The 25,883-nt window shown below is 60.6% G+C and carries 27 protein-coding genes; 12 read left to right on the top strand and 15 right to left on the bottom strand.

All coding sequences use genetic code 11. From position 1 onward, the window contains the following. Positions 1 to 10: 10 nt before the first annotated feature. From mlaD to HX839_RS11870, 3 genes are read right to left on the bottom strand one after another with little or no spacing between them, the layout of a single operon-like run. Positions 11 to 478, bottom strand: a complete 468-nt coding sequence (gene mlaD, locus HX839_RS11880) for an outer membrane lipid asymmetry maintenance protein MlaD (RefSeq protein ID WP_003216133.1) — start codon at positions 476 to 478, stop codon at positions 11 to 13. After that, a complete protein-coding gene (gene mlaE / locus HX839_RS11875) occupies positions 478 to 1,275 on the bottom strand; it encodes a lipid asymmetry maintenance ABC transporter permease subunit MlaE (RefSeq protein WP_003216131.1) in 798 nt (265 codons plus the stop codon). Before mlaE ends, mlaD begins: the two co-directional genes overlap by 1 nt. Beyond that, positions 1,275 to 2,084 (bottom strand): ATP-binding cassette domain-containing protein, encoded by an 810-nt coding sequence (locus HX839_RS11870; RefSeq protein ID WP_003216128.1) that lies wholly within the window; start codon positions 2,082 to 2,084, stop codon positions 1,275 to 1,277. Before HX839_RS11870 ends, mlaE begins: the two co-directional genes overlap by 1 nt. Positions 2,085 to 2,376: 292 nt before the next feature. On the opposite strand from HX839_RS11870, the gene HX839_RS11865 reads away from it, so the two are divergent. The 10 genes from HX839_RS11865 (at position 2,377) to HX839_RS11820 (ending at position 9,426) form a co-directional block, all read left to right on the top strand. After that, entirely contained in the window at positions 2,377 to 3,351 is a 975-nt protein-coding gene (locus tag HX839_RS11865) for a KpsF/GutQ family sugar-phosphate isomerase (protein WP_003216126.1), read from the top strand. Then, entirely contained in the window at positions 3,352 to 3,876 is a 525-nt protein-coding gene (locus HX839_RS11860) for an HAD family hydrolase (RefSeq protein ID WP_003216124.1), read from the top strand. Positions 3,877 to 3,884: 8 nt separating this feature from the next. Then, the gene (lptC, locus tag HX839_RS11855) at positions 3,885 to 4,457 is read left to right on the top strand and encodes an LPS export ABC transporter periplasmic protein LptC (RefSeq protein WP_003216122.1); all 573 of its coding nucleotides are present in this window, start codon (positions 3,885 to 3,887) and stop codon (positions 4,455 to 4,457) included. Further along, a complete protein-coding gene (gene lptA / locus HX839_RS11850) occupies positions 4,444 to 5,016 on the top strand; it encodes a lipopolysaccharide transport periplasmic protein LptA (RefSeq protein WP_023659193.1) in 573 nt (190 codons plus the stop codon). Before lptC ends, lptA begins: the two co-directional genes overlap by 14 nt. Further along, positions 5,016 to 5,741: an LPS export ABC transporter ATP-binding protein gene (lptB, locus tag HX839_RS11845; RefSeq protein WP_003216119.1), complete on the top strand. Its 726-nt coding sequence runs from the start codon at positions 5,016 to 5,018 to the stop codon at positions 5,739 to 5,741. The genes lptA and lptB overlap by 1 nt, the downstream gene beginning before the upstream one ends. A 184-nt stretch (positions 5,742 to 5,925) precedes the next feature. Further along, the gene (locus HX839_RS11840) at positions 5,926 to 7,419 is read left to right on the top strand and encodes an RNA polymerase factor sigma-54 (RefSeq protein WP_003216117.1); all 1,494 of its coding nucleotides are present in this window, start codon (positions 5,926 to 5,928) and stop codon (positions 7,417 to 7,419) included. Between the two features lie 75 nt (positions 7,420 to 7,494). Then, positions 7,495 to 7,800 carry a ribosome hibernation-promoting factor, HPF/YfiA family gene (gene hpf / locus HX839_RS11835; protein ID WP_003216115.1) on the top strand — a complete coding sequence of 102 codons (306 nt, stop codon included), beginning with the start codon at positions 7,495 to 7,497 and terminating at the stop codon, positions 7,798 to 7,800. A 12-nt stretch (positions 7,801 to 7,812) separates the two neighbouring features. Further along, complete coding sequence (ptsN, locus tag HX839_RS11830; RefSeq protein WP_003216114.1) at positions 7,813 to 8,277, top strand: PTS IIA-like nitrogen regulatory protein PtsN; 465 nt, start codon at positions 7,813 to 7,815, stop codon at positions 8,275 to 8,277. A 2-nt stretch (positions 8,278 to 8,279) separates the two neighbouring features. Beyond that, positions 8,280 to 9,137, top strand: coding sequence for an RNase adapter RapZ (rapZ, locus tag HX839_RS11825; protein ID WP_003216111.1), 858 nt, complete (start codon positions 8,280 to 8,282; stop codon positions 9,135 to 9,137). A 16-nt stretch (positions 9,138 to 9,153) separates the two neighbouring features. Continuing rightward, entirely contained in the window at positions 9,154 to 9,426 is a 273-nt protein-coding gene (locus HX839_RS11820) for an HPr family phosphocarrier protein (protein WP_003216108.1), read from the top strand. 20 nt (positions 9,427 to 9,446) lie between these two features. Here the strand turns inward: HX839_RS11820 and HX839_RS11815 are convergent, their stop codons facing one another. Continuing rightward, a complete protein-coding gene (locus HX839_RS11815; protein WP_102369902.1) occupies positions 9,447 to 10,448 on the bottom strand; it encodes an SLAC1 anion channel family protein in 1,002 nt (333 codons plus the stop codon). 114 nt (positions 10,449 to 10,562) lie between these two features. Between HX839_RS11815 and HX839_RS11810 the strand changes: the two genes are divergently transcribed. Further along, entirely contained in the window at positions 10,563 to 11,513 is a 951-nt protein-coding gene (locus HX839_RS11810) for a GlxA family transcriptional regulator (protein ID WP_177067075.1), read from the top strand. Between the two features lie 13 nt (positions 11,514 to 11,526). On the opposite strand, the gene HX839_RS11805 is transcribed toward HX839_RS11810, so the two are convergent. The 6 genes from HX839_RS11805 to pmbA all read right to left on the bottom strand — a co-directional run bounded on the left by HX839_RS11805 (position 11,527) and on the right by pmbA (position 16,796). Beyond that, entirely contained in the window at positions 11,527 to 12,420 is an 894-nt protein-coding gene (locus HX839_RS11805; protein ID WP_003216102.1) for a ZIP family metal transporter, read from the bottom strand. A gap of 31 nt (positions 12,421 to 12,451) precedes the next feature. Then, entirely contained in the window at positions 12,452 to 13,063 is a 612-nt protein-coding gene (locus HX839_RS11800; RefSeq protein WP_003216101.1) for a superoxide dismutase, read from the bottom strand. 1 nt (position 13,064) lies between these two features. Continuing rightward, on the bottom strand, positions 13,065 to 13,508 hold the full coding sequence (locus HX839_RS11795; RefSeq protein ID WP_003216099.1) for a hypothetical protein: 444 nt from the start codon (positions 13,506 to 13,508) through the stop codon (positions 13,065 to 13,067). 27 nt (positions 13,509 to 13,535) lie between these two features. Beyond that, positions 13,536 to 14,912: an aspartate ammonia-lyase gene (locus tag HX839_RS11790; protein ID WP_008434316.1), complete on the bottom strand. Its 1,377-nt coding sequence runs from the start codon at positions 14,910 to 14,912 to the stop codon at positions 13,536 to 13,538. Continuing rightward, positions 14,905 to 15,300, bottom strand: a complete 396-nt coding sequence (locus HX839_RS11785) for a FagA protein (protein ID WP_087692868.1) — start codon at positions 15,298 to 15,300, stop codon at positions 14,905 to 14,907. The genes HX839_RS11790 and HX839_RS11785 overlap by 8 nt, the downstream gene beginning before the upstream one ends. Positions 15,301 to 15,449: 149 nt before the next feature. Continuing rightward, complete coding sequence (gene pmbA / locus HX839_RS11780; protein WP_003216094.1) at positions 15,450 to 16,796, bottom strand: metalloprotease PmbA; 1,347 nt, start codon at positions 16,794 to 16,796, stop codon at positions 15,450 to 15,452. 108 nt (positions 16,797 to 16,904) lie between these two features. Here pmbA and yjgA point away from each other — a divergent pair, with 108 nt between their 5' ends. Continuing rightward, entirely contained in the window at positions 16,905 to 17,426 is a 522-nt protein-coding gene (gene yjgA / locus HX839_RS11775) for a ribosome biogenesis factor YjgA (RefSeq protein WP_003216092.1), read from the top strand. A 45-nt stretch (positions 17,427 to 17,471) separates the two neighbouring features. Here the strand turns inward: yjgA and tldD are convergent, their stop codons facing one another. The 5 genes from tldD to HX839_RS11750 form a co-directional block, all read right to left on the bottom strand. After that, on the bottom strand, positions 17,472 to 18,914 hold the full coding sequence (tldD, locus tag HX839_RS11770; RefSeq protein WP_003216090.1) for a metalloprotease TldD: 1,443 nt from the start codon (positions 18,912 to 18,914) through the stop codon (positions 17,472 to 17,474). A gap of 16 nt (positions 18,915 to 18,930) precedes the next feature. Then, entirely contained in the window at positions 18,931 to 19,779 is an 849-nt protein-coding gene (locus tag HX839_RS11765; protein ID WP_008437218.1) for a carbon-nitrogen hydrolase family protein, read from the bottom strand. A gap of 48 nt (positions 19,780 to 19,827) precedes the next feature. Beyond that, complete coding sequence (locus tag HX839_RS11760; protein WP_177067074.1) at positions 19,828 to 23,643, bottom strand: YhdP family protein; 3,816 nt, start codon at positions 23,641 to 23,643, stop codon at positions 19,828 to 19,830. Positions 23,644 to 23,719: 76 nt separating this feature from the next. Further along, positions 23,720 to 25,177, bottom strand: a complete 1,458-nt coding sequence (gene rng / locus HX839_RS11755) for a ribonuclease G (protein WP_003216085.1) — start codon at positions 25,175 to 25,177, stop codon at positions 23,720 to 23,722. A 70-nt stretch (positions 25,178 to 25,247) separates the two neighbouring features. After that, on the bottom strand, positions 25,248 to 25,844 hold the full coding sequence (locus HX839_RS11750) for a nucleoside triphosphate pyrophosphatase (protein ID WP_003216083.1): 597 nt from the start codon (positions 25,842 to 25,844) through the stop codon (positions 25,248 to 25,250). Positions 25,845 to 25,883: the final 39 nt, after the last annotated feature.

The following is a 25,883-nucleotide window of genomic DNA, read 5'->3' as shown; positions in this document are numbered from 1 at the left end:
AACACATTCCTCATTTGGCGTCTTTATTGACGGTATTGAGCAGGAATTTACCGATCAAGTCCTCCAGCACCAACGACGACTGTGTGTCATGAATGGTCGAACCATCCTTGAGCAGGGCAGATTCCCCGCCGACGCTGATGCCGATGTACTTCTCGCCCAGCAGGCCAGCGGTGAGGATAGACGCAGTGGAGTCAGTCGGCAGGTTATCTACCTTCTTGTCCACCTGCATGGTCACACGGCCGGTGAAGCTGTCGCGGTCCAGATCGATTGCCGTGACCTTGCCGATGGTTACACCCGCCATGGTCACTTTAGCTCTGACAGTCAAACCGGCGATATTGTCGAAGTAGGCGTAAAGTTTATAAGTATCGGCGGTGGGGCTGGCCGATAGGCCGCTGACTCGCAGGGCGAGCAACAGTAAAGCCAGGATGCCAGCCAGCAAGAAAAGGCCGACACCGATTTCCACAGTGCGGTTTTGCATCAGAAATCTCCAAACATCAAGGCGGTCAAAATGAAGTCAAGGCCCAGTACCGCCAGCGAGGCGTACACAACGGTCTTGGTGGTGGCGCGACTGATCCCTTCTGAGGTGGGCTCACAGTCATAGCCTTGGAATACGGCGATCCAGGTCACTACAAAGGCGAAGACGATGCTTTTAATGATGCCATTGAGCACGTCGCCGCTGAAGGTCACGCTGTTTTGCATGTTGCCCCAGTAGGAACCGTCGTAGACGCCCAACCAGTCAACCGCCACCCATGAACCGCCCCAGATCCCGACCACGCTGAATACCATCGCCAGCAGTGGCAGGGAGATGAAGCCGGCCCACAGGCGCGGGGCAACAATGTACTTGAGTGGATCGACGCCGATCATTTCCAGGCTGGACAGCTGCTCGGTGGCCTTCATGTTGCCGATTTCGGCCGTCAGTGCCGAACCGGCACGCCCGGCAAACAGGAGAGCGGTCACCACCGGGCCCAACTCACGCAACAGCGTCAGGGCAACCATCTGCCCAACAGCCTGCTCGGACCCGTAGCTGGAGAGGATATTGAAGCCTTGCAGCGCCAGCACCATGCCGATGAACACCCCGGAGACCACGATGATCACCAGGGACATCACGCCCACGGAGTGCAGTTGCTTGATCAGCAGGCCGAAACCGCCGCCAATACCGCCGCGGCCGAGCAAGGCATGAAACAGGAAAATCGTCGAACGCCCCAGCACACCGATGATATCGATGCCGGAGCGACCGAAAAGGCGAACCTTTTCGAGTAATGATGTCTTGCGCATCAGCGCTTCCCCAGAAGATCTGAGCGGTAGTCCGCTGCCGGAAAGTGAAAAGGCACCGGGCCATCGGGATCGCCGGTCATGAATTGGCGAATGCGCGGGTTGTCTGCGTTCATCAGTTCTTCAGGCGTGCCCTGCCCCAGCACCTGGCCATCGCCCACTACATATAGGTAGTCGGCAATGCTCGCGGTCTCGGCCAGGTCGTGGGAAACCACGATACTGGTGATACCCAACGCATCATTGAGCAGGCGGATCAGGCGTACCAGCACCCCCATGGCAATCGGGTCCTGGCCAACGAAAGGCTCGTCGTACATGAGAATCTGCGGGTCGAGGGCGATGGCACGCGCCAGGGCGACACGACGCTTCATGCCTCCGGACAACTCGTCGGGCATCAAATCGATAGCACCGCGCAGCCCGACGGCCTGCAATTTCAGCAACACAATGTCACGAATCATTTCATCGGACAGCTGTGTATGCACCCGCAGCGGGAACGCCACGTTTTCGAAAACATCGAGATCGGTAAACAACGCGCCGCTCTGGAACAGGACGCCCATGTGTTTGCGGGCATCGAACAGGTCACTGCGCGAAAGGGTCGGCAGGTTCTGGCCATTGACCCAGACTTCACCGGCGGAGGGGCGCAATTGCATGCCCATCAGGCGCAGCAGCGTAGTCTTGCCGCAGCCGGAAGGCCCCATGATGCCCGTGACTTTGCCGCGGGGAATGCGAATATCCACATTATTGAAGATGCTGCGCGTACCGCGCTTGAAGGAAAGGCCCTTCAGCTCGACCGCGTAGGCGTTATCGGCACTCATCTAAACTCCTTGGGATGCAGCCTTTCACTCAGACACTTTGTTTTCGACAAATGCTTGCGCCGAATAGACAAAAAGGCCGTGCGGACCGAACTGGCCGCGAACTATATCACTGCTGGTACAGCGCCCCCAAGGCCGGAACAGAGCTTGTTCAGAAACAGGACAGCTAAAAAATCCTGGCTGAGGTTCAATCTCAACCACGGGTGTATTGAATAAAGCCTGACGAACTTGTGTGAGGGAATTGATCATTACCGTTATAATCGCCGACTTTTCGTCAGGCTATACGATTTCAGACATGAGCCAATCCAGCGACCTTATTCAATCCGCACAACGCACCATCCGCCTCGAGCTTGAAGCCGTAGAAGGCTTGCTGGCCCATATCGACGCGGATTTCGTACGCGCCTGCGAGATGATTCTGGCCAGCAAGGGCCGCGTAGTGGTGGTCGGCATGGGCAAATCCGGGCATGTCGGCAACAAGATCGCCGCCACCCTGGCGAGCACCGGGACCACCGCGTTCTTCGTGCATCCGGCCGAAGCCAGCCACGGCGACATGGGCATGATCACCCGGGACGACATCATCCTGGCACTGTCCAACTCCGGCACCACCAACGAAATCGTGACCCTGCTGCCGCTGATCAAGCGCCTGGGTATCCAGCTGATCAGCGTGACCGGCAACCCGGACTCGACGCTGGCAAAAGCCGCCGAAGTGAATTTGAACGTGCACGTTGCCCACGAGGCCTGCCCGCTGAACCTGGCACCGACCTCCTCCACCACCGCTGCCCTGGTCATGGGCGATGCGCTGGCCGTGGCATTGCTGGAAGCCCGCGGGTTTACCGCCGAAGACTTCGCGTTTTCCCACCCGGGCGGCGCCCTTGGCCGTCGCCTGCTGCTGAAAGTGGAAAACGTCATGCACGCCGGCGACGAGCTGCCACAAGTGCCACGCGGCACCTTGCTGAAAGATGCCTTGATGGAAATGACCCTCAAGCGCCTGGGCATGACCGTAATCCTGGAGTCCGACGGGCGGCTGGCCGGGGTCTTCACCGACGGCGACCTGCGCCGCACCCTGGACCGCAACCTCGACATCCAGACCGCCACCATCGACGAAGTCATGACGCCTCACGGCAAGACCGCACGCCCTGACATGCTCGCGGCCGAAGCACTGAAGATCATGGAAGACCACAAGATCCTGGCGCTGGTGGTGGTCGACAGCGACGACCGTCCGGTTGGCGCCCTGAACATGCACGACTTGCTGCGTGCGGGAGTGATGTAGATGACCACCGACCTGATGCAACGGGGCAAGCACATCAAGCTGGCGATTTTCGACGTCGACGGCGTGCTGACGGATGGCCGCCTGTACTTTCTGGAAGACGGCAGCGAATTCAAGACGTTCAACACCCTCGACGGCCAGGGCATCAAGATGCTGATGGCGGCGGGCGTGCAAACCGGCATCATCAGCGGTCGCAAGACCCCGGTTGTGGAACGCCGCGCACAAAACCTGGGTATTCCTCACCTGTATCAGGGCCGCGAGGATAAACTGGTGGTTCTGGACGAGCTTCTTGGCCAACTCAACCTAAGCTATGAGCAGGTTGCGTACCTGGGTGACGATTTACCCGACCTGCCGGTGATTCGCCGGGTCGGCCTGGGCATGGCCGTGGCCAATGCGGCGGCGTTCGTTCGCGAACACGCCCATGGTGTAACCACCGCCCGCGGCGGCGAAGGCGCCGCCCGCGAGTTCTGCGAGTTGATTCTGCGCGCCCAAGGCAGCCTTGAAGCGGCCCACGCCGCCTACCTATAGAGCGTTTTATGCTGAGTAAAAAGATTCGCAATTTCCTGATACTTGCAGTCATCGCCGCGGTTTTCCTCGCGGTCGGCTACTGGAATATCAGCCCGGAGCGCTTCCTCGACAAGCCGGTTGCACAGGTTGACGAGAGTGCTATCGACTATTACGCCATCAACGCCCACAGCATCCAGTACCTGCCCGATGGCAAGGTCCAGTATGAAATGACCTCCGACAAGGTCGAACACTTGAAGGCATCCGAGGTCACTTTGCTGACCAAGCCGGACATGAACCTGTACCGCGGCGCCGAATTTCCGTGGCACGTCACCAGCGAGCGTGGCGAGGTCAACCCGGACGGCACCCAAGTGGAACTGATTGACTCGGTGCGGGTAGCCCGCACTGACGCCAAGAACCGCGACACCATTATTACCAGCAGTCGCATGACCGTATTCCCACAGAAGCAATATGCGCAGACCGAGCAAGACGTTAGAATTGACGGCGCTGGCGGTGTATCGACTGGCAAGGGAATGAAAGCGTATTTGAAAGAAAGCAGGATACACCTGCTATCGAACGTAAGAGGACAGTATGAGGCTCGTTAAAACCCTCCCTATTTTGCTCGGCCTGGGCGCAGCACTGGGAAGCGTGAGCGCCTGGGCTCTGCCGAACGATAGCCAGCAACCGATCCACATTCAGGCTGACGATGCGCAGCTGGATGACAAGCAAGGTATCGCGACCTACACCGGCAGCGTGATCATCACCCAGGGCTCGATGAAAGTGACGGGTAACACCGTGACACTGACTCGTACCCCGGCAGGCGATATCGACGTGGTCACTTCGGTGGGCAACCTGGCGTATTTCGAACAACTGCAGAAAGTGGGCGACCCTACGCCGGTCAAAGGCTATGGCAAGACGATCCAGTACCACGCCCAGCAAAACCGCATCGTGCTGATCGACCAGGCCCGGGTCATCAATGACGGCAACACCACCGACGGCGAAAAAATCGTCTACGACACGGTGAAGCAGATCGCCCAGGCCGGCCGTGCTACCGGCTCGAAAATCAGCACGCCGAAGCCGCGTATCGACATGGTTATCCAGCCGAAGCAGAAACCGGGCGCAGCCCAGCCGGCGCCGAAACCCGACGCGAAGAAGGCGAATTAATGGCAACCCTGAAAGCCCAGCATCTGGCCAAGGCTTATAAAAGCCGTCAGGTCGTGCGTGACGTCAGCCTGTCGATCGACAGCGGCCAGATCGTCGGCTTGCTCGGCCCCAACGGTGCCGGCAAGACCACCTGCTTCTACATGATCGTCGGCCTGGTGCAGGCCGATCAAGGCCGCGTCCTGATCGACGACCTGGACGTGAGCCACCAGCCTATGCACGGCCGTGCGCAGGCGGGTATCGGCTATCTTCCCCAGGAAGCATCGATCTTCCGCAAACTGTCGGTTTCCGACAACATCATGGCCATCCTCGAGACCCGCAAGGAACTCGACCGCGCCGGGCGCAAGAAAGAGCTGGAAAGCCTGCTGCAGGAATTCCACATCAACCACATTCGCGACAACCTCGGCATGAGCCTTTCCGGCGGCGAGCGTCGTCGTGTGGAAATCGCCCGCGCGCTGGCCACGGCGCCCAAGTTCATCCTGCTGGACGAACCTTTCGCCGGTGTCGACCCGATCTCGGTCGGCGACATCAAGCAGATCATCCATCATCTCAAGGCCAAGGGCATCGGTGTGTTGATCACCGACCACAACGTCCGTGAGACGCTCGATATCTGCGAAACCGCCTACATCGTCAACGATGGACAGCTGATTGCCGAAGGTGACTCTGCCACTATCCTGGCCAACGAACTGGTCAAGGAAGTGTATCTGGGTCACGAGTTCCGCCTGTAAACACGGTGGTATCAGGCCATTCGCCATGGAGCGCGGTAGTCAATAAAAACCTCAGTATTTTTATTGTTACCGCGCTCTAGGCAAAGCCCCCGATATCAGGCATATAATTTGCTTATGTTTGGCGCTCACGCGCCCTGTCGTGGATGGCGCATTGCGCCGGCGAATAAGGTGTTAAGCCCCTGCCATGAAACCATCGCTAGTCCTGAGAATGGGCCAGCAGCTGACGATGACACCGCAGCTGCAACAGGCCATCCGCCTGCTCCAATTGTCGACCCTGGACCTGCAACAGGAAATCCAGGAGGCCCTGGAGTCCAATCCGATGCTCGAACGCCAGGAAGAAGGCGACGACTTCGATAATGCAGACCCGCTGGCCGACAACATTGAGCAAAAGCCCAACCCCGACGTACAGGAACCCTCCTACCAGGAAACCGCCCCTACGGTGGATAACCTTGAGGAAGGCGAATGGAACGAACGCATTCCCAACGAACTTCCCGTGGATACCGCCTGGGAAGACGTCTACCAGACCAGCGCCAGCAGCCTGCCCAGCAACGATGACGACGAGTGGGACTTCACCACCCGCACATCAGCCGGCGAGAGCCTGCAAAGCCATTTGCTCTGGCAGCTGAACCTGGCACCGATGTCCGATACCGATCGCCTGATCGCCGTGACCCTGATCGATTGCATCAACAACCAGGGCTACCTGGACGAGACCCTTGAGGAGATCCTCGAGGCGTTCGACCCGGAACTGGACATCGAACTGGACGAAATCGAAGCCGTCCTGCACCGCATCCAGCAATTCGAGCCGGCCGGCATCGGCGCCCGCAACCTCAGCGAGTGCCTGCTGCTGCAACTGCGCCAATTGCCGGCCAAGACGCCTTGGCTGAGCGAAGCGCAGCGCCTGGTCACCGACTACATCGACCTGCTGGGCAGCCGCGACTACAGCCAGCTGATGCGCCGCATGAAGCTCAAGGAAGATGACCTGCGCCAGATCATCGAGCTGGTGCAGAGCCTCAACCCGCGCCCGGGCTCGCAGATCGAGTCCAGCGAAGCCGAATATGTCGTGCCCGACGTGATTGTGCGCAAGGACAATGAGCGGTGGCTGGTGGAGCTGAACCAGGAATCGGTGCCGCGCCTGCGGGTCAATCCGCAATACGCAGGTTTTGTGCGCCGCGCCGACACCAGCGCCGATAACACCTTCATGCGTAACCAACTGCAGGAAGCCCGCTGGTTCATCAAGAGCCTGCAAAGCCGCAACGAAACCCTGATGAAAGTCGCCACCCAGATCGTCGAGCACCAGCGCGGCTTCCTGGAATACGGCGATGAAGCGATGAAGCCGCTGGTACTGCACGACATCGCCGAGGCGGTGGGCATGCACGAATCAACTATTTCCCGGGTGACCACGCAAAAATTCATGCATACCCCACGGGGTATATATGAGCTGAAATACTTTTTCTCCAGCCACGTCAGCACCTCCGAAGGCGGCGAATGCTCGTCCACGGCGATCCGCGCGATCATCAAAAAACTGGTTGCCGCGGAAAATCAGAAAAAGCCGTTGAGTGACAGCAAGATCGCTGGTTTACTGGAGGCACAAGGCATTCAGGTCGCCCGTCGAACCGTCGCCAAGTACCGCGAGTCCCTAGGGATCGCGCCTTCCAGCGAGCGTAAGCGTTTGATGTGACGGGCGGGCCATAGCGTTCCAGTGGCGGGTATTCCTACCCGCCGCTTTATGCACTGGCAACGAAGGAGAAGCTGTATGCAAGTCAACATCAGTGGACACCATGTAGAAGTCACCCCTCCATTGCGCGAATACGTCGAGCTGAAGCTGAAGAAGCTTGAGGGCCATTTCGACAAGATCACCAACGTGCAGGTCATCATGAAGGTCGACAAGCTTCAGCAGAAAATCGAAGCGACACTTCAGATACCCGGTGGCGAAGTGGTCGCCAATGCCGAACATGAAGACATGTATGCATCAATCGACTTGCTCACAGACAAGCTTGACCGCCAACTTAAAAAGCATAAGGAAAAGCAGCAGAGCCTTCTTCAAGGCACTGGCCGCTAACACTCCCCACCCATGATCCGACTTGAAACCATCCTGACCCCCGGCCGTTCCCTCGTGAACGTGCCGGGCGGCAGTAAAAAGCGCGCCCTCGAACAAATTGCCAACCTGATCGGCCGCGAAGTGCCCGAACTGGATACGCAAGCTGTGTACGAGGCCCTGATCGCCCGTGAAAAGCTCGGCTCCACCGGCTTTGGCAACGGCATCGCCATTCCTCACTGCCGCCTGCAAGGCTGTGAGTCTCCAGTCAGCGCCCTGCTGCACCTGGACGCCCCTATCGATTTCGACGCCATCGACGGCGCGCCGGTCGACCTGCTGTTCGTGTTGCTGGTCCCGCAAGCTGCCACTGATGCGCACCTGGAACTGCTTCGGCAGATCGCCAGCATGCTCGACCGCAAGGACGTACGCGACAAACTGCGTAGTGCCTCAAGCAATGAGGCGCTCTACCAGGTTGTCCTGGATGAACAAAACGGGCATTAATCATGCGTTTGATCATCGTCAGCGGCCGTTCCGGCTCAGGTAAAAGCACGGCCCTCAATGTTCTTGAGGACAACGGCTTCTATTGCATCGACAACCTGCCCGCCGGCCTGCTACCGGAACTGGCGGAACGCGCGCTGATTCATACCGAGCTGGCGCAACCGCTGGTCGCCGTGTCGATCGACGCCCGCAACCTGCCCAGCCACCTCACACGCTTTCCTGAACTGCTCGAAGAAGTGCGGGCCAAGCATATCCATTGCGATGTGCTGTACCTGGACGCCGACGAAGAGACCCTGCTCAAGCGCTTCTCCGAAACCCGTCGCCGCCACCCGTTGAGCAGCCCTCATCGCTCCCTGGCCGAAGCCATCGAGGACGAGACCAAACTGCTGGGGCCAATCATTGACCTGGCCGACCTCAAGATCAACACCACCAGCCTGAACCTGTATCAACTGCGGGATGCGATCAAGCTGCGTCTGCTGAACCAGCCGGAGCCGGGCACGGCGTTCCTTGTCGAGTCGTTCGGTTTCAAGCGCGGCATGCCGGTAGATGCCGACCTGGTGTTCGATGTGCGCTGCCTGCCCAACCCGTACTGGAAGCCGGAACTGCGCGATCAGTCGGGGCTGGACCAACCTGTGGCCGAGTACCTGGCGGCGCAACCGGATGTCGAGGAAATGTACCAGGACATCTCCAGCTACCTGCTCAAGTGGCTGCCGCGTTTTGCGGCCAGCAATCGGGCTTATGTCACCATCGCCATTGGCTGCACCGGCGGCCACCACCGATCCGTCTACCTGACCGAACGCCTGGGCAAGGTGCTGCAACAAACCCTCAAGAACGTCCAGGTTCGCCACCGCGACCTCAGCTGAAAGGAACACCCCCGCGATGCCCGCTCTGGAAATTGAAATCATCAACAAGCTGGGCCTGCACGCCCGGGCCTCGGCCAAGTTCGTCGGCGTCGCCGGGCAGTTCCCTTGCCAGATCCGCGCCGGGCGCACCCCGGAATCCATGGTCGACGGCAAAAGCATCATGGCCATGATGATGCTGGCTGCGGGCAAGGGCACGAAGATTCATTTGAAGACCGAAGGCGAGCAAGAGCAGGAAGCGATGGATGCCCTGGTAGCGTTGATCAATAATTTCTTTGATGAGGGCGAGTAGGTAATCGCCCCTCCCCTGCGTCAGTTGGACAGCAGTTTGCCGTTGAACAGAATCTTCAACGTCTTGACCGTCAGTACGGCCAGGGCGATCGTCAGGAAAGCCAGGATCAGATAGGCAATCGCTTCCAGGATCACGCCTCCTTTGGCATCGGCATATTTCAACGCAGCGTTGCTCAATGCCGCAATCGGAAAGCTGATTGCCCACCAGGCAGGAGAAAAAGGCGCAGCCTGACGGAATACTTTGAATGCCAGCACCCCAAACAGGAACAGGCCAAAGTAGAAGAGCACGCTGGCAAAGTAGTCGACGCTGCCAAAGAAGTTGGTGTAAGCCAGAAAGCCGACTTCAAAGGGGGCGATAAGTATCATCAGCGAAGGTGTCATACCTTTGGCCATCACCGGCTCGTGAACCAGACGTGAAAAAATTCGCGTGAAGAACACCAGCGCAATCACACTCCCTACCGCCATCGCGAACAGATTGAACTCGTATGCCCACGCCATGGGCATGTGGGCACCTGTCACCGCGATGTCGAGCGCCGCCACCCCCGGGATCAGCCAGGCAGGCACCGCATATTGCGACTCCTGATTACCGGACAACAGTCGCGAGAGCACAATTGCCGCCAGGATCATGGTCAGCAGGCTACCCAGCATCCAAAGCCCCTGGCTGATCAGGGTGCTAGCTGAGCCTACGACTGCCGACAGCAGCAGCAACGCGATCGTCACCGTGCCAAAGAAATTTCCTGATATCGGGTGATTGAACTCGGCTTTGACCGCCGCAGGGTATTTAACCCATTTGGTGAGATACCCCGCCACCAGTGCGATAAACACCAGAATGGCAAACCCACCAATGACCGCTCCGATCATTTGCGCGTAAGCCACATATTCACTGGCAGACTGCCAGGCCAGGCTCAGGCCGGCCAACCCCATCACGGCGCCAAACAAATTGATGGGAAGATTCTTGATGGACCCCGACCGCTCGCTCGATTCGACAGCGAAGGGGGGAAGTGGCGCGTTACAGATGCTCATGCGGGTCTCCGGTTAACGATAAAGCACGTGACGGACAGTGTCGCCTACCTCCCCTCTGTCCTATAGTGTCGCTTAACGACGATTTCAGCCATTTCCACTACGGAGACCGACACCATGCGAATTGCCCTCCTGGCATTTCCCCGCGTGCAAATGCTGGATGTCGTCGGCCCTGCCGATGTGTTCGCTGAAGCGGCCAGGCAATTGGGTAATTCCCGTGCATACAAGATCTCGGTCATCGGTACCGTCGCCGGGCAGATCAAGGGAACCAATGGGCTTCGCCTGGCCACGGATGACTCCATCGAGACGTTCAAGGGGGCTATCGATACGCTGCTGATCGCTGGAAGCCCCAGCGTGAATGACGTGGCACACGACGCCCACCTGCGGGACTGGGTACGCTACCAGGCCACGCGCGTGCGGCGGATAGGCTCGGTTTGCAGTGGCGCTTTTGTGCTGGGGGCTGCTGGTTTGCTGGTCGGGCGACGCGTCACCACGCACTGGAATTCCAGTGCATTGCTGGCCAGGCAATACCCCGATGCCGTGGTCGAACCGGACAGCATTTTTATCCGCGACGGTAACCTGTACACCTCCGCCGGTGTGACGGCCGGTATGGATCTGGCGCTCGCGTTAGTCGAGGAGGACCACGGCCGGGATTTGGCGCTCAGTGTGGCCAGGGAGATGGTGATGTACTTCAAACGGCCGGGCGGCCAGTCACAGTTCAGCGCCCAACTGGCGGCACAGACCGCAGAGCGCACGAACATTCGCCAGATACAGACCTATATCGTCGACAACCTGGCCGCAGACCTGAGCGTGGCATTGCTGGCCCAGCGCGCTGACATGAGCGAACGCAACTTTGCCCGGGTATTCAAGGCCGAGGGTGGATTCACCCCTGCCGAGTTCGTGGAGCTGGCACGTATCGACCAGGCACGGCGGCTGATCGAAGGCTCGAATGTCTCGCTCAAACGCCTGGCCGATCAGGTCGGCTATGCCAATGTTGATGGGTTCCGGCGCGCCTTCGTTCGCCGCCTGGGCGTTACCCCCAGCGACTACCGCAAGCGCTTCTTGTAGAAGCGCGACAGCCTCAGCCCAACGCCGTATCCATCACCATCATCAAGCAAAACCCGATACACAGCCCCAGGCTGGCGAGCTTGTCATGGCCATTGCGCCGCGACTCGGGAATGACTTCGTGAGTCACCACCAGCAGCATTGCCCCGGCCGCCAGCGCCAGCCCCAGCGGCAACAGCACCTGAGCCAGGCTCACCAGCCAGGCACACAGCACCGCAAACACCGGCTCCACCAGCCCTGACGCTGCGCCGATCAGGAACGCCTTGACCCGCGACATCCCTGCCCCGGCCAGCACCAACGCAATCACCAGTCCCTCCGGCACATCCTGCAAGGCAATACCCATGGCGAGGCTGTCGGCATCCGGCATGCCGCCGCCTGCCGAGACACCCACGGCCATGCCTTCGGGAATGTTGTGGGCAATGATGGCGAACACAAACAGCCAGATACGCGGCGGTATCACCGGATGCTCCGGACTGCCCACGAGCATTTCCGGGGTGGCGCCGGAGACCTTGCGATCCACCAGATACAGCCCGAACGCGCCCAGCATGATGCCGAAACTGATCAATCCACTGGCGGCCCATGGCGTCAGCCCCAGGCTTTGGGCAGCCGCAATACCCGGCACGATCAGCGAAAACGCCGTAGCGGCCAACATCACCCCGGCACCGAAGCCGAGCAGCGTGTCGCTCACCGCCAATGGCATCCGGCGGATCACCAGTACCGGCACGGCACCCAGGGCGGTGCCGAGCGCGCAGATGGCCCCGCCCTGCAAGGCACGCAGGATGCGCGGTTCCAGGTCAAGCCAGGCCAGCCCTTGGGCCACCAGCAATGCAGTTCCTGCCAATAGCAGCAGCGAGCCAAACGCATAACGAAACATTCGCACGCTGCTGATCGCCAGTGTTTCAGTGCCCATAGTCGGCCTTAGATCTTGTTATAGAGGAGTTTCAGCCCAGCGCAGCCTGGTAGCGGCCGGCAACTTCCGGCCAGTTGATGACGCTGTAGAACGCATTGATGTATTCCGGACGACGGTTCTGGTACAGCAGGTAATAAGCGTGTTCCCAGACGTCCAGGCCGAGGATTGGCGTATTGCCGTTCATCAACGGGCTGTCCTGGTTGCCGCTGCTTTCCACCACCAGGGTCTTTTGCGGCGTCACGCTCAACCACGCCCAGCCGCTGCCGAAACGGGTCAAGGCAGCTTTGGTGAAGGCCTCTTTGAAGGCGTCGAAACCGCCCAACTGCTCGTCGATGGCGTTACCCAGCGCGCCGTCTGGCTTGCCGCCGCCCTTGGGCGACATGACAGCCCAGAACAACGAGTGGTTGGCGTGGCCGCCGCCCTGGTTGATCACCGCCGCCCGGAGCTTTTCCGGCAGTTGCTGGACGCTGGACACCAGTTTCTCCACCGGCCAAGCGGCAAACTCGGTGCCTTCGACGGCTGCGTTGAGGTTGTTGATGTAGGTCTGGTGGTGCTTGGTGTAGTGGATCTCCATGGTTTGCGCGTCGATATGCGGTTCAAGGGCATCGTAGGCGTAAGGCAAGGCCGGCAAGGTGTAGGACATATCAATGAGCTCCATAAAAAGGGCTGTTGCGGGTCGACGCATCCGATGGCGCCACGTTGCTGCCCAGCAGGCGGTGGGTACGTGGGTACTCACCGTGATCGCTGATGAAATTCAGCAGTTCGACGTAGGTCTTGCTGCTCTGACGCAGGGCCGCTTCCCGCAATAGCGGGTTAAGACGGGTGTCTTGCATGGTCTGCAACAGGCGCTGGTGAATGGCGCAGAGGTATTCCGCGCTTTCTTCCGGCTGGTTCAGGCGCAAGTGCAGATCGGCCAGGTTGTGATGGGAAATGACGCAAGCCGCCACCGCTTCGTCGGCATCCGCCCAGCGCTCAAACAACACTTGAGCCAGGGCCAGGGCTTGCAGGTAGGCCTCGCGGGCATCTACCAGCTCGCCCGCCATAAAGCAGCGATTGGCCCGTTCGATCGTGCGTTTCCAGTGCTCCATGGTGAGCCTCCAAAGCAGGGTCGGTGATTACACGCCGCCAGCCGTGAGCTTTTCCGGATCCAGCAGGATTTCCAGTTGGCTGCGGGGCAAGTCGGTATGTTCGAGCGCCACATCAATCACCGGACGGCCTTGTTGATAGGCCTTCTTGGCGATTTCGGCGGCCTTTTGGTAACCGATGATCGGGTTCAGTGCGGTCACCAGGATCGGATTGCGCGACAGCGCTTCCTTGAGCTTGGCTTCGTTGACCTTGAAGCTGGCGATGGCCTTGTCGGCCAGCAGTCGGCTGGAGTTGGCCAGCAACTCCAGGCTGCCGAGCAGGTTCTGGGCAATGATCGGCAGCATCACGTTGAGTTCGAAGTTGCCGGACTGGCCGGCGATGGTAATCACCGTGTCGTTGCCGATGACTTGTGCGGCAACCATGGCGGTGGCTTCCGGGATCACCGGGTTGACCTTGCCGGGCATGATCGAAGAGCCCGGCTGCAGGCCTTCCAGCTCGATTTCACCAAGGCCCGCCAATGGGCCGGAGTTCATCCAGCGCAGGTCGTTGGCGATTTTCATCAGGGACACGGCGGTGGTCTTGAGCTGCCCGGAGACCGCGACGGCCGTGTCCTGGGAGCCGATCAGCGCGAACAGGTTCTTGCCTGGGGTGAACTGGACGTGGGTCAGGCTGCTCAGTTGCTGGCTGAAGCGCGCTGCAAACTCCGGATGCGCATTGATCCCGGTGCCGACTGCAGTGCCACCCTGGGCCAGCGCCTGCAAGCTCGGCAGCAGGTCTTGCAGATGGCCGATATTGGCCTTGAGCTGCTGCGCCCAGCCATTGAGCACCTGGCTCATGCGCACCGGCATGGCGTCCATCAGATGCGTCCGACCGGTCTTGACGAAACGGTGCACCTCCTCGGCCTTGTGCTCGATCACCTGGACCAGGTGCAGCAGCGCCGGCAGGGTCTGTTCGTGCAGCACCAGTGCCGCGCTGACGTGAATGGTGGTGGGGATGATGTCATTGCTGCTCTGGCCGCAGTTGACGTGATCGTTAGGGTTGACCGGCTCGCCCAGCAAGCGGCTGGCGAGGGTCGCAATCACTTCGTTGGCGTTCATGTTGGAGCTGGTGCCGGAACCGGTCTGGAAGATATCCACCGGGAAATGCTGCATGAAATCGCCTTCCAGCAAGCCTTGGGCGGCATCAACGATGGCCTTGCCCTGGGCTTCGCTCAGTTGTTTCAGCTCGACGTTGGCTTTAGCGGCGGCAGCCTTGGCCAGGATCAACGCACGAATGAACTGCGCCGGCATGCGCTGGTGGCTGATGGGAAAGTTGTTCACCGCACGCTGGGTTTGCGCGCCATACAAGGCTTCGGCGGGCACTTGCAGTTCGCCCATGCTGTCGCGTTCGATACGGGTGTTACTCATCGGAAGATCCTTGCACCAGGTCAGAGTGAGAAATGGATGGAAGCAATTCGCAGGTCGCCAATTGCCAGGCAAAGGCCTGCCAGCGCTTTAGGCGGCAGGCACAGTGGGAAAGTTTTTCCAGGTCGCGCAACGGGCGCCAGGCCTGGTCCAAGCACATGGACCGCCAGTGCCAGGGCAAGGCGATGTCGGAGGCGGTGTCCAGCAGCAGGCGGAATGAGGTTTCGCCGATGGTCCACGGGTGGGTCGCAGTGCAACAGGCGAGGTACCGGCCTTCGGCCAGGTAATGTTCGATCAGGCGGGGCTCGTCGGGAGCAAGGCCGCAACGAATCTGACGACTCATCCAACGCCAGCTTTCCAGGTAGGGATCCTCATGCAGGACAGAACTCATGATCCACACTCATTCGGTAATGATATTTATTATTAAATGATATTGAGAATCAAAACAAGAGCCTGAGGGAATCACTCGGAATTCCAGGCACAAAAAAAGGCGCGCCACCCAATGGGTGGCGCGCCTTCTTTATGGCGTCTGTCGGCGGATTAGCTGCCGGCGACGGTCATCTTTTCGATCAACACCGAACCGGTGCGGATGTTGCTGCGCAGTTCCAGGTCATTACCCACCGCGACAATCTGCTTGAACATGTCACGCATGTTGCCCGCGATGGTCACTTCCTGCACGGCGAACTGGATTTCGCCGTTTTCCACCCAGAAACCCGCCGCACCACGGGAGTAATCACCCGTGACCATATTCAGACCATGGCCCATCAACTCGGTGACCAGCAAGCCACGGCCCATGCGCCGCAACAGCGCCGCCTGGTCTTCATCGCCATGGGTGATGAACAGGTTGTGTACGCCACCGGAGTTGGCGGTGCTTGGCAGGCCGAGTTTGCGACCGGCGTAGGTGCCCAGCACATAGGACACCAGCTCACCGTTCTCGACGAACGGCTTGGCATAGGTGGCCAGGCCATCACCGTCAAACGACGAACTGCCCATGGCGCGCATCAGGTGCGGGCGCTCATCGATGGTCAGCCATTCCGGGAACAGCTTCTGGCCAATCGCACCTTCCAGGAACGACGACTTGCGGTACAGGTTGCCGCCGGAAATCGCCCCAAGGAAACTGCCGAACAAACCACCGGCCAGTTCCGCCGAGAACAACACCGGCACTTCACAGGTCGGCACCGGGCGCGCGCCCAGGCGGCTGGCAGCACGCTGCGCGGCACGCTGGCCGATGAGTACCGGGTCCATCAGCAATTCGCCCTGGCGGTTCACGTCGTACCAGTAATCACGCTGCATCTGGCCGTTGGCTTCGGCGATCATCACGCAACTCAGGCTGTGACGCGTCGAGGCATAACCGCCGATAAAACCGTGGCTGTTGCCGTATACGCGGCAACCCTGATGAGTACTCAAGGTGGTGCCATCGGCGTTCTTGATCCGGCTGTCGGCATCGAATGCCGCCGCTTCACAGGTCAAAGCCTGTTCAATAGCCTGTTCCGGGGTGATGTCCCAGGCATGGAACAGGTCAAAATCCTTCAAGTCCCGAGCCATCAGGGCTGCATCAGCCAGGCCGGAGCTTTCATCTTCGGAGGTGTGCTTGGCAATCGCCAGCGCTGCTGCAACGGTTTCGCGAATCGCTTCCGGGCCGCTGGCAGAAGTGCTGGCCGAGCCCTTGCGCTGGCCCACGTACAAGGTGATGCCAAACCCCTGGTCGCGGTTGAATTCGACGGTTTCCACTTCCCGCTGGCGCACCGATGTCGACAACCCCTGCTCCAGGGACACCGCCACTTCACAGGCACTGGCCCCCTGGCGCTTGGCCTCGGCAATGATCTGCTCGACTTGTTCCTGCAGTGCCGGTAACGCTTGCGGACCGACGCTTTGGGCTGCACTCATGGTTTTCTCCACTCAAATTCTGCTTTCGGTTAAGGCCTTCTAGCGACCGGGCCGGACAAGCGGCCCCCGACTGGTTATCATGGCGGCGTTTCTTTGCGGACTGCCACCATGGTTGATTCTTACGACGACTCCCTCGATGGGGAGAAAAGCAAATCTCAGGTCAAACGCGAGCTGCATGCTCTGGTTGACCTCGGCGAGCGCCTTACAACACTCAAGCCTGACTTGTGTGCAAAACTGCCATTGACCGACGCCCTGCGCCGGGCTCTGAACGATGCGCCCAAGCACACCGCGAATATCGCGCGTAAACGGCACCTCATGTTCATCGGCAAACTGATGCGCGACCAGGACACTGACGCCATTCTGACGTTGCTCGATCAACTCGATGCCTCCACTCGCCAGTACAACGAGCGCTTCCATAACCTGGAACGCTGGCGTGATCGCCTGATCGCTGGCGATGACGCGGTACTGGAGAAGTTCGTCATCGAGTACCCGGATGCCGATCGCCAACAATTGCGCTCCCTGATCCGTCAGGCCCAGCACGAACTGGCGCAAAGCAAGCCACCGGCCTCCAGCCGAAAAATCTTCAAATACATCCGTGAGCTGGACGATAGTCAACGCGGCCTGCGCTGACCCTCTTCCCCGGGTGGCGGCCTTCGCCACCCGAAGCTCCCGTTCTTACGACCCCGTGCCACCCACGGTGATCGCATCGATTTTCAAGGTTGGCTGGCCGACACCCACCGGCACCGACTGACCATCCTTGCCGCACGTCCCCACACCGCTGTCCAGCGACAGGTCGTTACCGACCATCGACACCTTGCTCATGGCTTCCGGGCCGTTGCCAATCAACGTTGCACCCTTGACCGGCGCGGTGATCTTGCCGTCTTCGATCAAATACGCCTCGCTGGTGGAGAACACGAACTTGCCGCTGGTGATATCCACCTGCCCCCCACCGAGGTTGGCGCAGTAGATGCCGCGTTTCACCGAGGCGATGATTTCGGCCGGATCGCTTTCGCCGCCGAGCATGTAGGTGTTGGTCATGCGCGGCATCGGCAGGTGCGCGTAGGACTCGCGACGACCGTTACCGGTGCGGGCCACGCCCATCAGGCGCGCGTTGAGCTTGTCTTGCATGTAGCCCTTGAGCACACCGTTTTCGATCAGTGTGGTGCACTCGGTCGGGGTGCCTTCGTCATCGACGCTCAACGAACCGCGACGCCCGGCCAGGGTACCGTCATCGACGATGGTGCAGAGCCTGGACGCAACCATCTCGCCCATGCGCCCGCTGTAGGCGGAACTGCCCTTGCGGTTGAAATCACCTTCCAGGCCGTGGCCCACCGCTTCATGCAGCAACACGCCGGACCAGCCAGAGCCCAACACCACCGGCAACGTACCCGCCGGGGCCGGAATTGCTTCCAGATTGACCAGGGCCTGGCGCAACGCTTCACGGGCATACCCCATGGCGCGGTCTTCGGTGAGGAAATAACGGTAGTCGGTACGCCCACCGCCGCCATGGCCACCGCGCTCGCGACGGCCATTCTGTTCGACGATCACGCTGACATTGAAGCGCACCAGCGGCCGCACATCCGCCGCCAGGCCGCCATCGGTGGAGGCCACGAGGATGCGTTCCCACACCCCGGCCATGCTTACGGTGACTTGCTGGATACGCGGATCCAGGGCGCGGGTCGCCGCGTCAACACGCTTGAGCAGCTCGACCTTTTCGGCGCGGCTGATCACTTCCAATGGGTTATCCGGGGCATACAGCTGGGCCACGTCCTGGGTGCTGAACGCCTGCACCGTGCCGTTTTGCCCGGCACGGGAGATCGAACGCGCTGCACGAGCCGCCAGCCCCAGGGCTTCCAGGGTGATGGCGTTGCTGTAGGCAAAGCCGGTTTTTTCACCGGACTGCGCACGCACACCCACGCCTTGGTCGAGGTTGAAGCTGCCTTCCTTGACGATCCCGTCTTCCAGGGCCCAGGACTCGGAAATCTGCCCCTGGAAATACAGGTCGGCCGCGTCGATGCCTGGCCCGGCCAGATCGCCGAGGACCGTTTGCAAGCTTTCGATGGTCACGCCACCAGGCGCCAGGAGGTGTTCACTGACTGAGGACAACAACTCGCTCATAGGTTTGGCCTTAAATTCATCGTTCTGAAGCAGGTCGCTGTGCGCCCTGCGAGAAAAAGCGCCGGTGGCCCGCCACCGGCATGCGCGTCCGTATCGACGCCTGTTCGCTGCTATCGCGTTCGGCCAACAACACCGCCTCGCCTTGATCCTGTTGTGCCAGCACCCGCCCCCATGGGTCGATGATCGCTGCATGCCCGAAGGTTTCCCTGGGCCCCGGATGCACGCCACCCTGGGCGGCCGCCAGCAGGTAGCACTGGGTCTCGATGGCACGCGCACGGATCAGCACATCCCAGTGCGCGGCGCCGGTTACCGCTGTAAAGGCCGAGGGCGCGGTGATCAACTCGGCACCCGCAGCGCGCAATTCGCTGTATAGCTCCGGGAAGCGCAAGTCGTAACACACCGTCAGCCCCAGGCGGCCGACCGGCGTATCCGCCACGACCACCTGGCTACCATGAGCATAGTCATCGGATTCACGATAACGACCCCGGGCATCGGCCACATCGACATCGAACAGGTGCAGCTTGTCGTAGCGGGCAACGATTTCGCCCTGATCATCGATCAGCAGCGAGCAGGCATTGGACTTGGCGTTCGGTTGATCCTTTGGAGGCAGCGGCAAAGTGCCGGCCACTATCCATAAGGTGAGGTCGCGGGCGGTCTGTTTCAACCATGGCAGGATCGGACCTTCGCCCAAGGCCTCGGCGCGACCGATATCGGCCACATCGCGACGGCCCATGGCGGCGAAGTTTTCCGGGAGTACCGCAAGCCTTGCACCGCCCGCCGCCGCTTGCTCCAGCAGGCGCCGAGCCTGAGCCAGGTTGGCCAGCACATCGCTTTGGCTGACCATTTGAATTACCGCAAAGGACATGGGCCCACACTCCAGAAAAGGCATGCGGCCATGCTACTCCACAGGTACTCAGTTTGGCTTTTCAAATGGCTTGTCGAAGGTGATTTTCGGGTCCTTCCACGGGCCTTCTACCTTGTACTGTACGCTGGCGAAACGCGAAACACGGTCGCCAATCAGCTTGTCGATCAGGAACAGCGCCCCGCCAATGGCCGGCGCGCCGACGATCAATGCAGCAATCGGCAGGTTGTTGGTGACCGGCAGCGTCACCAGCAACTTGGCATCGACGCGGTCTGCCACCAGGTCCAGGGTGCCGTTGATCTCCAGGTTACTCGACGGGCCCGTCATGGTGATCGGCTCACGGGTTACAAACACGCCGTTACTGGCGGCCAGCAAGCCCTTGACCCGGTCATAACTCAAGCCCTTGCCAAGCAAGTCCGAGAAGTCCAGGCGCAGCCGGCGACCGATGGAGTTGAAGTTCAGCAAGCCAAACACCCGCAGGGCCTGCGCACCGCCGTCCACTTCAACAAACTGGCCTTTGCGGAAACTGGCGTCCAGGCTGCCGGAGAAACGCTTGGGACCTACCCAGGCCGGCGAACCCGGCCAGCGGCCGTCCACGTCCACGTGAAAATCTTCGCTGGTCACGCTCGGCGCAAATCCCCAGCCCTTGAGCACGTCGCCAATGTTCTTGCCATCGAGGCGGCCCTTGTACCAACTGCTGCTGGCACCGGGTGCACCTTCCCAACCGCCGGCGCCCTGGAGCACCATGCCCTTGAGCCCCAGGTTCAGGCTGTTGAACGCCATGCCCCTGGTGGTCGGACGAACTTTCAGAGACCAGGCACCTACCAGGTCCGGGCCCTGGAACAACTGGGCAATCGAGATATCCAGCGCGGGAATATCCTTGGGATCAACATCAGCCAATGGGTCCGGCGCATTTTCATCCGCCTGCACGGTCGGATCCACCGCAGGCAGCTTCACGTACTGCAGGTTGACTGCAATCGGCGCGCCCTTGGCGTCCGGCAACCCCACGGTACCCTTGGCCTGCTGGCTGTCGAACTGCAAGCCCCAGGCAGCGGGTTTGCGGTCCAGCTGCAAGCTGACCTGGTCGAACTGGGTGCCGAAACCGGTCAGCTTGCCGACCTTGAAATCGGCCCCGCTCAACAACTGCTTGGCACTGCCACCCGGGTCGTTGCCGGCGTAGCGGTCCACGAGCTTTTTCCAGGGGTCGATATCCAGCTCCGACAACACGCCGCGGATTCGCAAGCCCTTGCCGGCCGGCAACACCGCATCGCCATCTCCCAGGAACAGCTCACCCCGGCCGTCGGCGAAATTGTCCGCCGGGGCGGCGAAGGTGAAGCTGCCCAACTCGCCATAATCGAACCAGTAACGGCGCTCCTTACCCTGCAAGGTCATGCGGAACACACTGTCGCGGCCCTGGCTCGCCGGCATGCCGAACGGCGCCGGCAGGTCCACGGCCACGCCCTTGAGGTTGGAGCTGACCATCAACTGGCTGTCGGCGCCATCGAGGTTGAGCTGCAATTGGTAGGGGATATCGCCGGACACCGGCAACGGCTGGCTGACCTTCAGCCAGTCAGTCAGCCGCTTGACGGTCACCTGCCCTTTCGCGGTGACGCGGGTGTTGAGGTCGCCTGGCTTGCCATCGGCGAAAATCTGCGCGGTGATCGGTCGGTCGAAGGCCTGGGCGCTGATGTTCTGGCCACTCAGGCCCTTGGCGCTGTCGAAGCGGAAATCACCCTTGAGCTGGCTCAGGTCCAGCGTAGGCTCGGCCAGTTGCAGGCGGGACTTGTCGGTCTTGAAATCCACCACGATCTTGGGATCGGCGCCCTTGGCCAGGGGAATATCCAGGTCCAGCTTGCCTTGCAGGTCGCCCTCGCCTTTCCAGCCGGCGAAGGTCGAGGCGGTGCCGATCGGCGCTTCCTGAAGGATTTTCAGGCCATCGCCCAGGCCACCGGCAAAGTTGCCGGTGAGCAGCAGGTGGCTGTCCTTGCCTTCGGGGGCGTGGGGAATGTTGACGTAGATATCATTGACCTTGGTGTCGAGCAACTGGCCCTTGCTGGCCAGGATGCGCACGCCGCTTTCCTCGACAAACACTTCACCCTTGACCTTGCTCACGTGCGGCCAGCCCGGCTGGAATGCCAGCTCGGCATCATGCACCTTGAAGAACAGGCTGATATTGCGCGAGGCAGGCAGTGCGTCGTGGTTCAGCGAGCCTTGGTACTGGAAGAAGCCCTCGTCCACTGCCCCCTTGAGAATCGCAGTGCGCAGCCACTCATCGAGTGCCGGGCTCAACACCGCCGGCAGGTATTTGGGGGTGAAGCGCCCATCGCCGTCGACCATACCGACCCGCAGGTCCATGTAGTCTTCCTGGCTATGGTCGAAATGCAGGCGAATCAGGAAGTCGGCGGCGACCTTGCCCTCCTCGCCCAGCACCTTGATATACGGCGCGATCAGGGTGAAGCCTTCCTTGTCGAGCTTCCACGTCAGGCGGGCGTTGGCCTGGATGTACTGCCAGGGCTTGGCGAAGATCGGAAACAGGTGCAAGGAGAAATCCTTGCTGTCCATGCGCAGCTCACCCTTGCCCAGGTCACCGCTGATGCTGCCGCTGACATTGCGGGCTGCCGGCGCGCCGAAGTAAGCGTCGAAACCAATACGGTCGAGGTTGGCCGCGAAGCTCACGCGCTGGTCGGTGGTGTCTTGAGGCCGATAATCCAGCAACACGTTCCGCAGCGTGCCGGTGGCCTTCAGATGATCCAGGGTGGTGGCCACGGCTTCCGGCAAGGGTGCCAAGGCGTGCAGCAATGGCGTGATCGGCGTCAGGTCGAGGCGATCGGCCTGCAGGTTCCAGACTTCCTGGGCCTTGTCGGTGGCCAGGGTTTGCTGCAGTTGCAGGCGCGATTCCCAGCGGGTGTCGCCGAGGTTCATTGCGAGCGAGTCAAACAGCACCTTGAGGCCGCTGTCACTGCGTTGCAGGTACGCAGTGAGGGCCAGGTTCTCAATATGAGTCGGCTTGCGATCGGCATAGCTGCCCTTGAGCTGCGGGGCGTTGAGGCGCACGGCGGCGCTTTGCACGGTGCCCTTGGCCCAGGTCAGCCAGAATTCGCCGCCGGCCTTGAGTTCGGTAAGTTTCCATTGCTGGGTCAGTTTTGCCGGGATCCATTTTGCCCAGTCACTCTGGGGCAAGCTCAGGTAAGCCTCGGCTTCGCCGTCTTTCCACTGGCTGGCGCGGATTCGGGTGCGCAGGTTCAACGCCAGGGGCTGGCCGTCGGGCAGGGTCAGGCGCGCGTCCAGGCGCTGGCGGTTGGCGCCGGTCTGCAGGCTCACGCCGACATAGGTCAAGGTCAGCGGAGCCTGGTCGAACGGCTGCAGCGTCACCTGGCTGTCGAGCAATGAAACCTGCCCGACCATTTGCATGCGCGTCAGCAGTTGTTCGGGATCCAGCGGCTGGTCATCCTGCACCGGCAGGCCTTGCAGCGCCCAGTGGCCGTCCTGGTCTTCCTTCACGCTGACTTGCAGGCCGCTGACTTCCAGGTGGGCAATGCGCACTTCACGCGCCAGCAGGCTGGCCCAGATATCCGGCACCACTTGCACCTGGTCCAGGCGCAGGGCGCTGCTGCCCTCGCCGACCATCACGTCGTGAGCCAACAATACCGGCGCGAAGCCACTCCAGCGCCCTTCCAGGCTGCCGATGTTCACGGGCATATCCAGTGCAATACGCGCCTTGGCCTCGATTTCGCCACGGTATTCCGCCACCAACGGCGTCAATTCACGGCCCAGGCTCACGTACACCGCCGCCAATACCAGCAGCAAGGCGCACAGGCCGAGGCCCCAGCGGGTCAATGCGGCAAAAAAGCGTATCAGACGCTCCATGTCAGGCGACCCTCAAAGGCAATAGTCGGACGGCAGATCAAGGCCTGCCCGTCTCGTTGATAAGAACTAACGCGAATCAGAGCAGCACCACGTCATATTGTTCCTGGGAATACATGGTTTCGACCTGGAAGCGAATGGTGCGCCCGATAAAACCCTCCAGCTCGGCTACGTTGCCGGATTCTTCATCCAGCAAACGGTCGACCACCTTCTGGTTAGCCAGGACTCTATAGCCCTCGGCCTGGTAGGCGCGTGCCTCCCGTAAGATTTCCCGGAAAATCTCGTAGCAAACCGTTTCCGGGGTCTTTAACTTACCGCGCCCCTGGCAACTGCTGCACGGCTCGCACAGCACTTGCTCGAGGCTTTCGCGGGTGCGCTTGCGGGTCATCTGCACCAGGCCCAGCTCGGTGATGCCGATGATGTTGGTCTTGGCGTGATCGCGCTCCAGTTGCTTCTCCAGGGTACGCAGCACCTGGCGCTGGTGCTCTTCGTCTTCCATGTCGATGAAGTCGATGATGATGATCCCGCCCAGGTTGCGCAGGCGCAGCTGGCGGGCGATCGCGGTGGCCGCTTCGAGGTTGGTCTTGAAGATGGTTTCTTCGAGATTGCGATGGCCCACAAAGGCACCGGTATTCACGTCGATAGTGCTCATGGCTTCCGCCGGGTCCACTACCAGGTAACCGCCGGACTTGAGCGGCACTTTGCGCTCAAGGGCTTTCTGGATTTCGTCTTCGACGCCATACAGGTCGAAAATCGGCCGCTCGCCCGGGTAATGCTCCAGGCGATCGGCGATTTCCGGCATCAACTCGGCAACAAATTGCGTAGTGCGCTGGAAGGTTTCCCGCGAGTCGATGCGAATTTTCTCGATCTTCGGGCTGACCAGGTCGCGCAAGGTGCGCAGGGCCAGGCCGAGGTCTTCGTAGATCACGCTCGGGGCGCCGATGGTCTTGATCTGCGCGCCGATCTGGTCCCAGAGGCGGCGCAGGTAGCGGATGTCCATGAGGATTTCATCGGCACCGGCACCTTCTGCGGCAGTACGCAGGATAAAGCCGCCGGCCTCCTTGATGCCTTCCAGCGCCACGCAGTCACTGACCACCTTTTTCAGGCGCTCGCGCTCGGCTTCATCTTCGATTTTCAGGGAAATACCGACGTGGGCCGTGCGCGGCATGTACACCAGGTAGCGCGAAGGAATCGACAGTTGCGTGGTCAGCCGTGCGCCCTTTGAGCCAATCGGATCCTTGGTGACTTGCACCACCAGGCTCTGCCCTTCGTGCACCAGGGCGCTGATGCTTTCAACCGCAGGGCCTTCTCGCAGGGAGATTTCCGAAGCATGGATAAACGCAGCGCGGTCCAGGCCGATGTCGACGAACGCCGCTTGCATCCCCGGCAACACACGCACGACCTTGCCTTTATAAATATTCCCGACGATCCCGCGCTTTTGGGTGCGCTCGACGTGCACTTCTTGCAGAACACCGTTCTCTACCACCGCCACGCGCGATTCCATCGGCGTGATATTGATCAGAATCTCTTCACTCATGGCTGGGTCTCGTTCAGGCGTTTTCACAATAGTGACCGATCGCTTAAGGCTTGGCGCTGGAATACGGCGTTTAGCGCACGGTAAGGTTTTGCCAACAGGGTATGCCGAATTGGCCCAGCAGTTCTGCGGTTTCGCAGACCGGCAGGCCAACGACGGCAGAGTAGCTGCCATTGAGTCCGGCGACGAACACCGCCGCCAAGCCTTGGATAGCATAGCCGCCCGCTTTGTCCTGGGGCTCGCCGCTGTGCCAATAAGTGGTGGCTTCGTCCGCTGAAATCCTGCGAAAGCGCACACGACTGCTGACCAGCTGCGTTTCGCAACGCTGGCCGTCAATCAGGGCAATGGCCGTCAACACTTCGTGTTCACGCTCGGAAAGGGCCAGCAACATGGCCAGGGCATCGGCTTGATCCACGGGTTTACCGAGGATCCGGCCGTCGAGGATCACGGCTGTGTCCGCGCCCAGCACACAGGCGCCGGTGGCATCGGCCAAGGTCGCTCGACCGGCCGCAGCCTTGCCGCGCGCCAGGCGTTCTACGTAGGACGCGGGCGATTCATTTGTAAGGGGAGTTTCATCAATGGCGGCGCTGACGACGGTGAACGGCACGCCGATCTGTGTCAGCAGCTCACGCCGCCTCGGGGAGCCCGAGGCCAGATAAAGCGAATTCATGCAGACTCTCCCTGTAGGGTTCGATAACCAGGCAGAGCC

The sequence above is a fragment of the Pseudomonas sp. I8001 genome, from assembly GCF_013385345.1.
In the GTDB taxonomy this organism is placed as follows: Bacteria; Pseudomonadota; Gammaproteobacteria; order Pseudomonadales; family Pseudomonadaceae; genus Aquipseudomonas.
The sequence above is the reverse complement of the archived record's forward strand: the minus strand, read 5'-3'. Positions and strand labels throughout refer to the sequence as shown.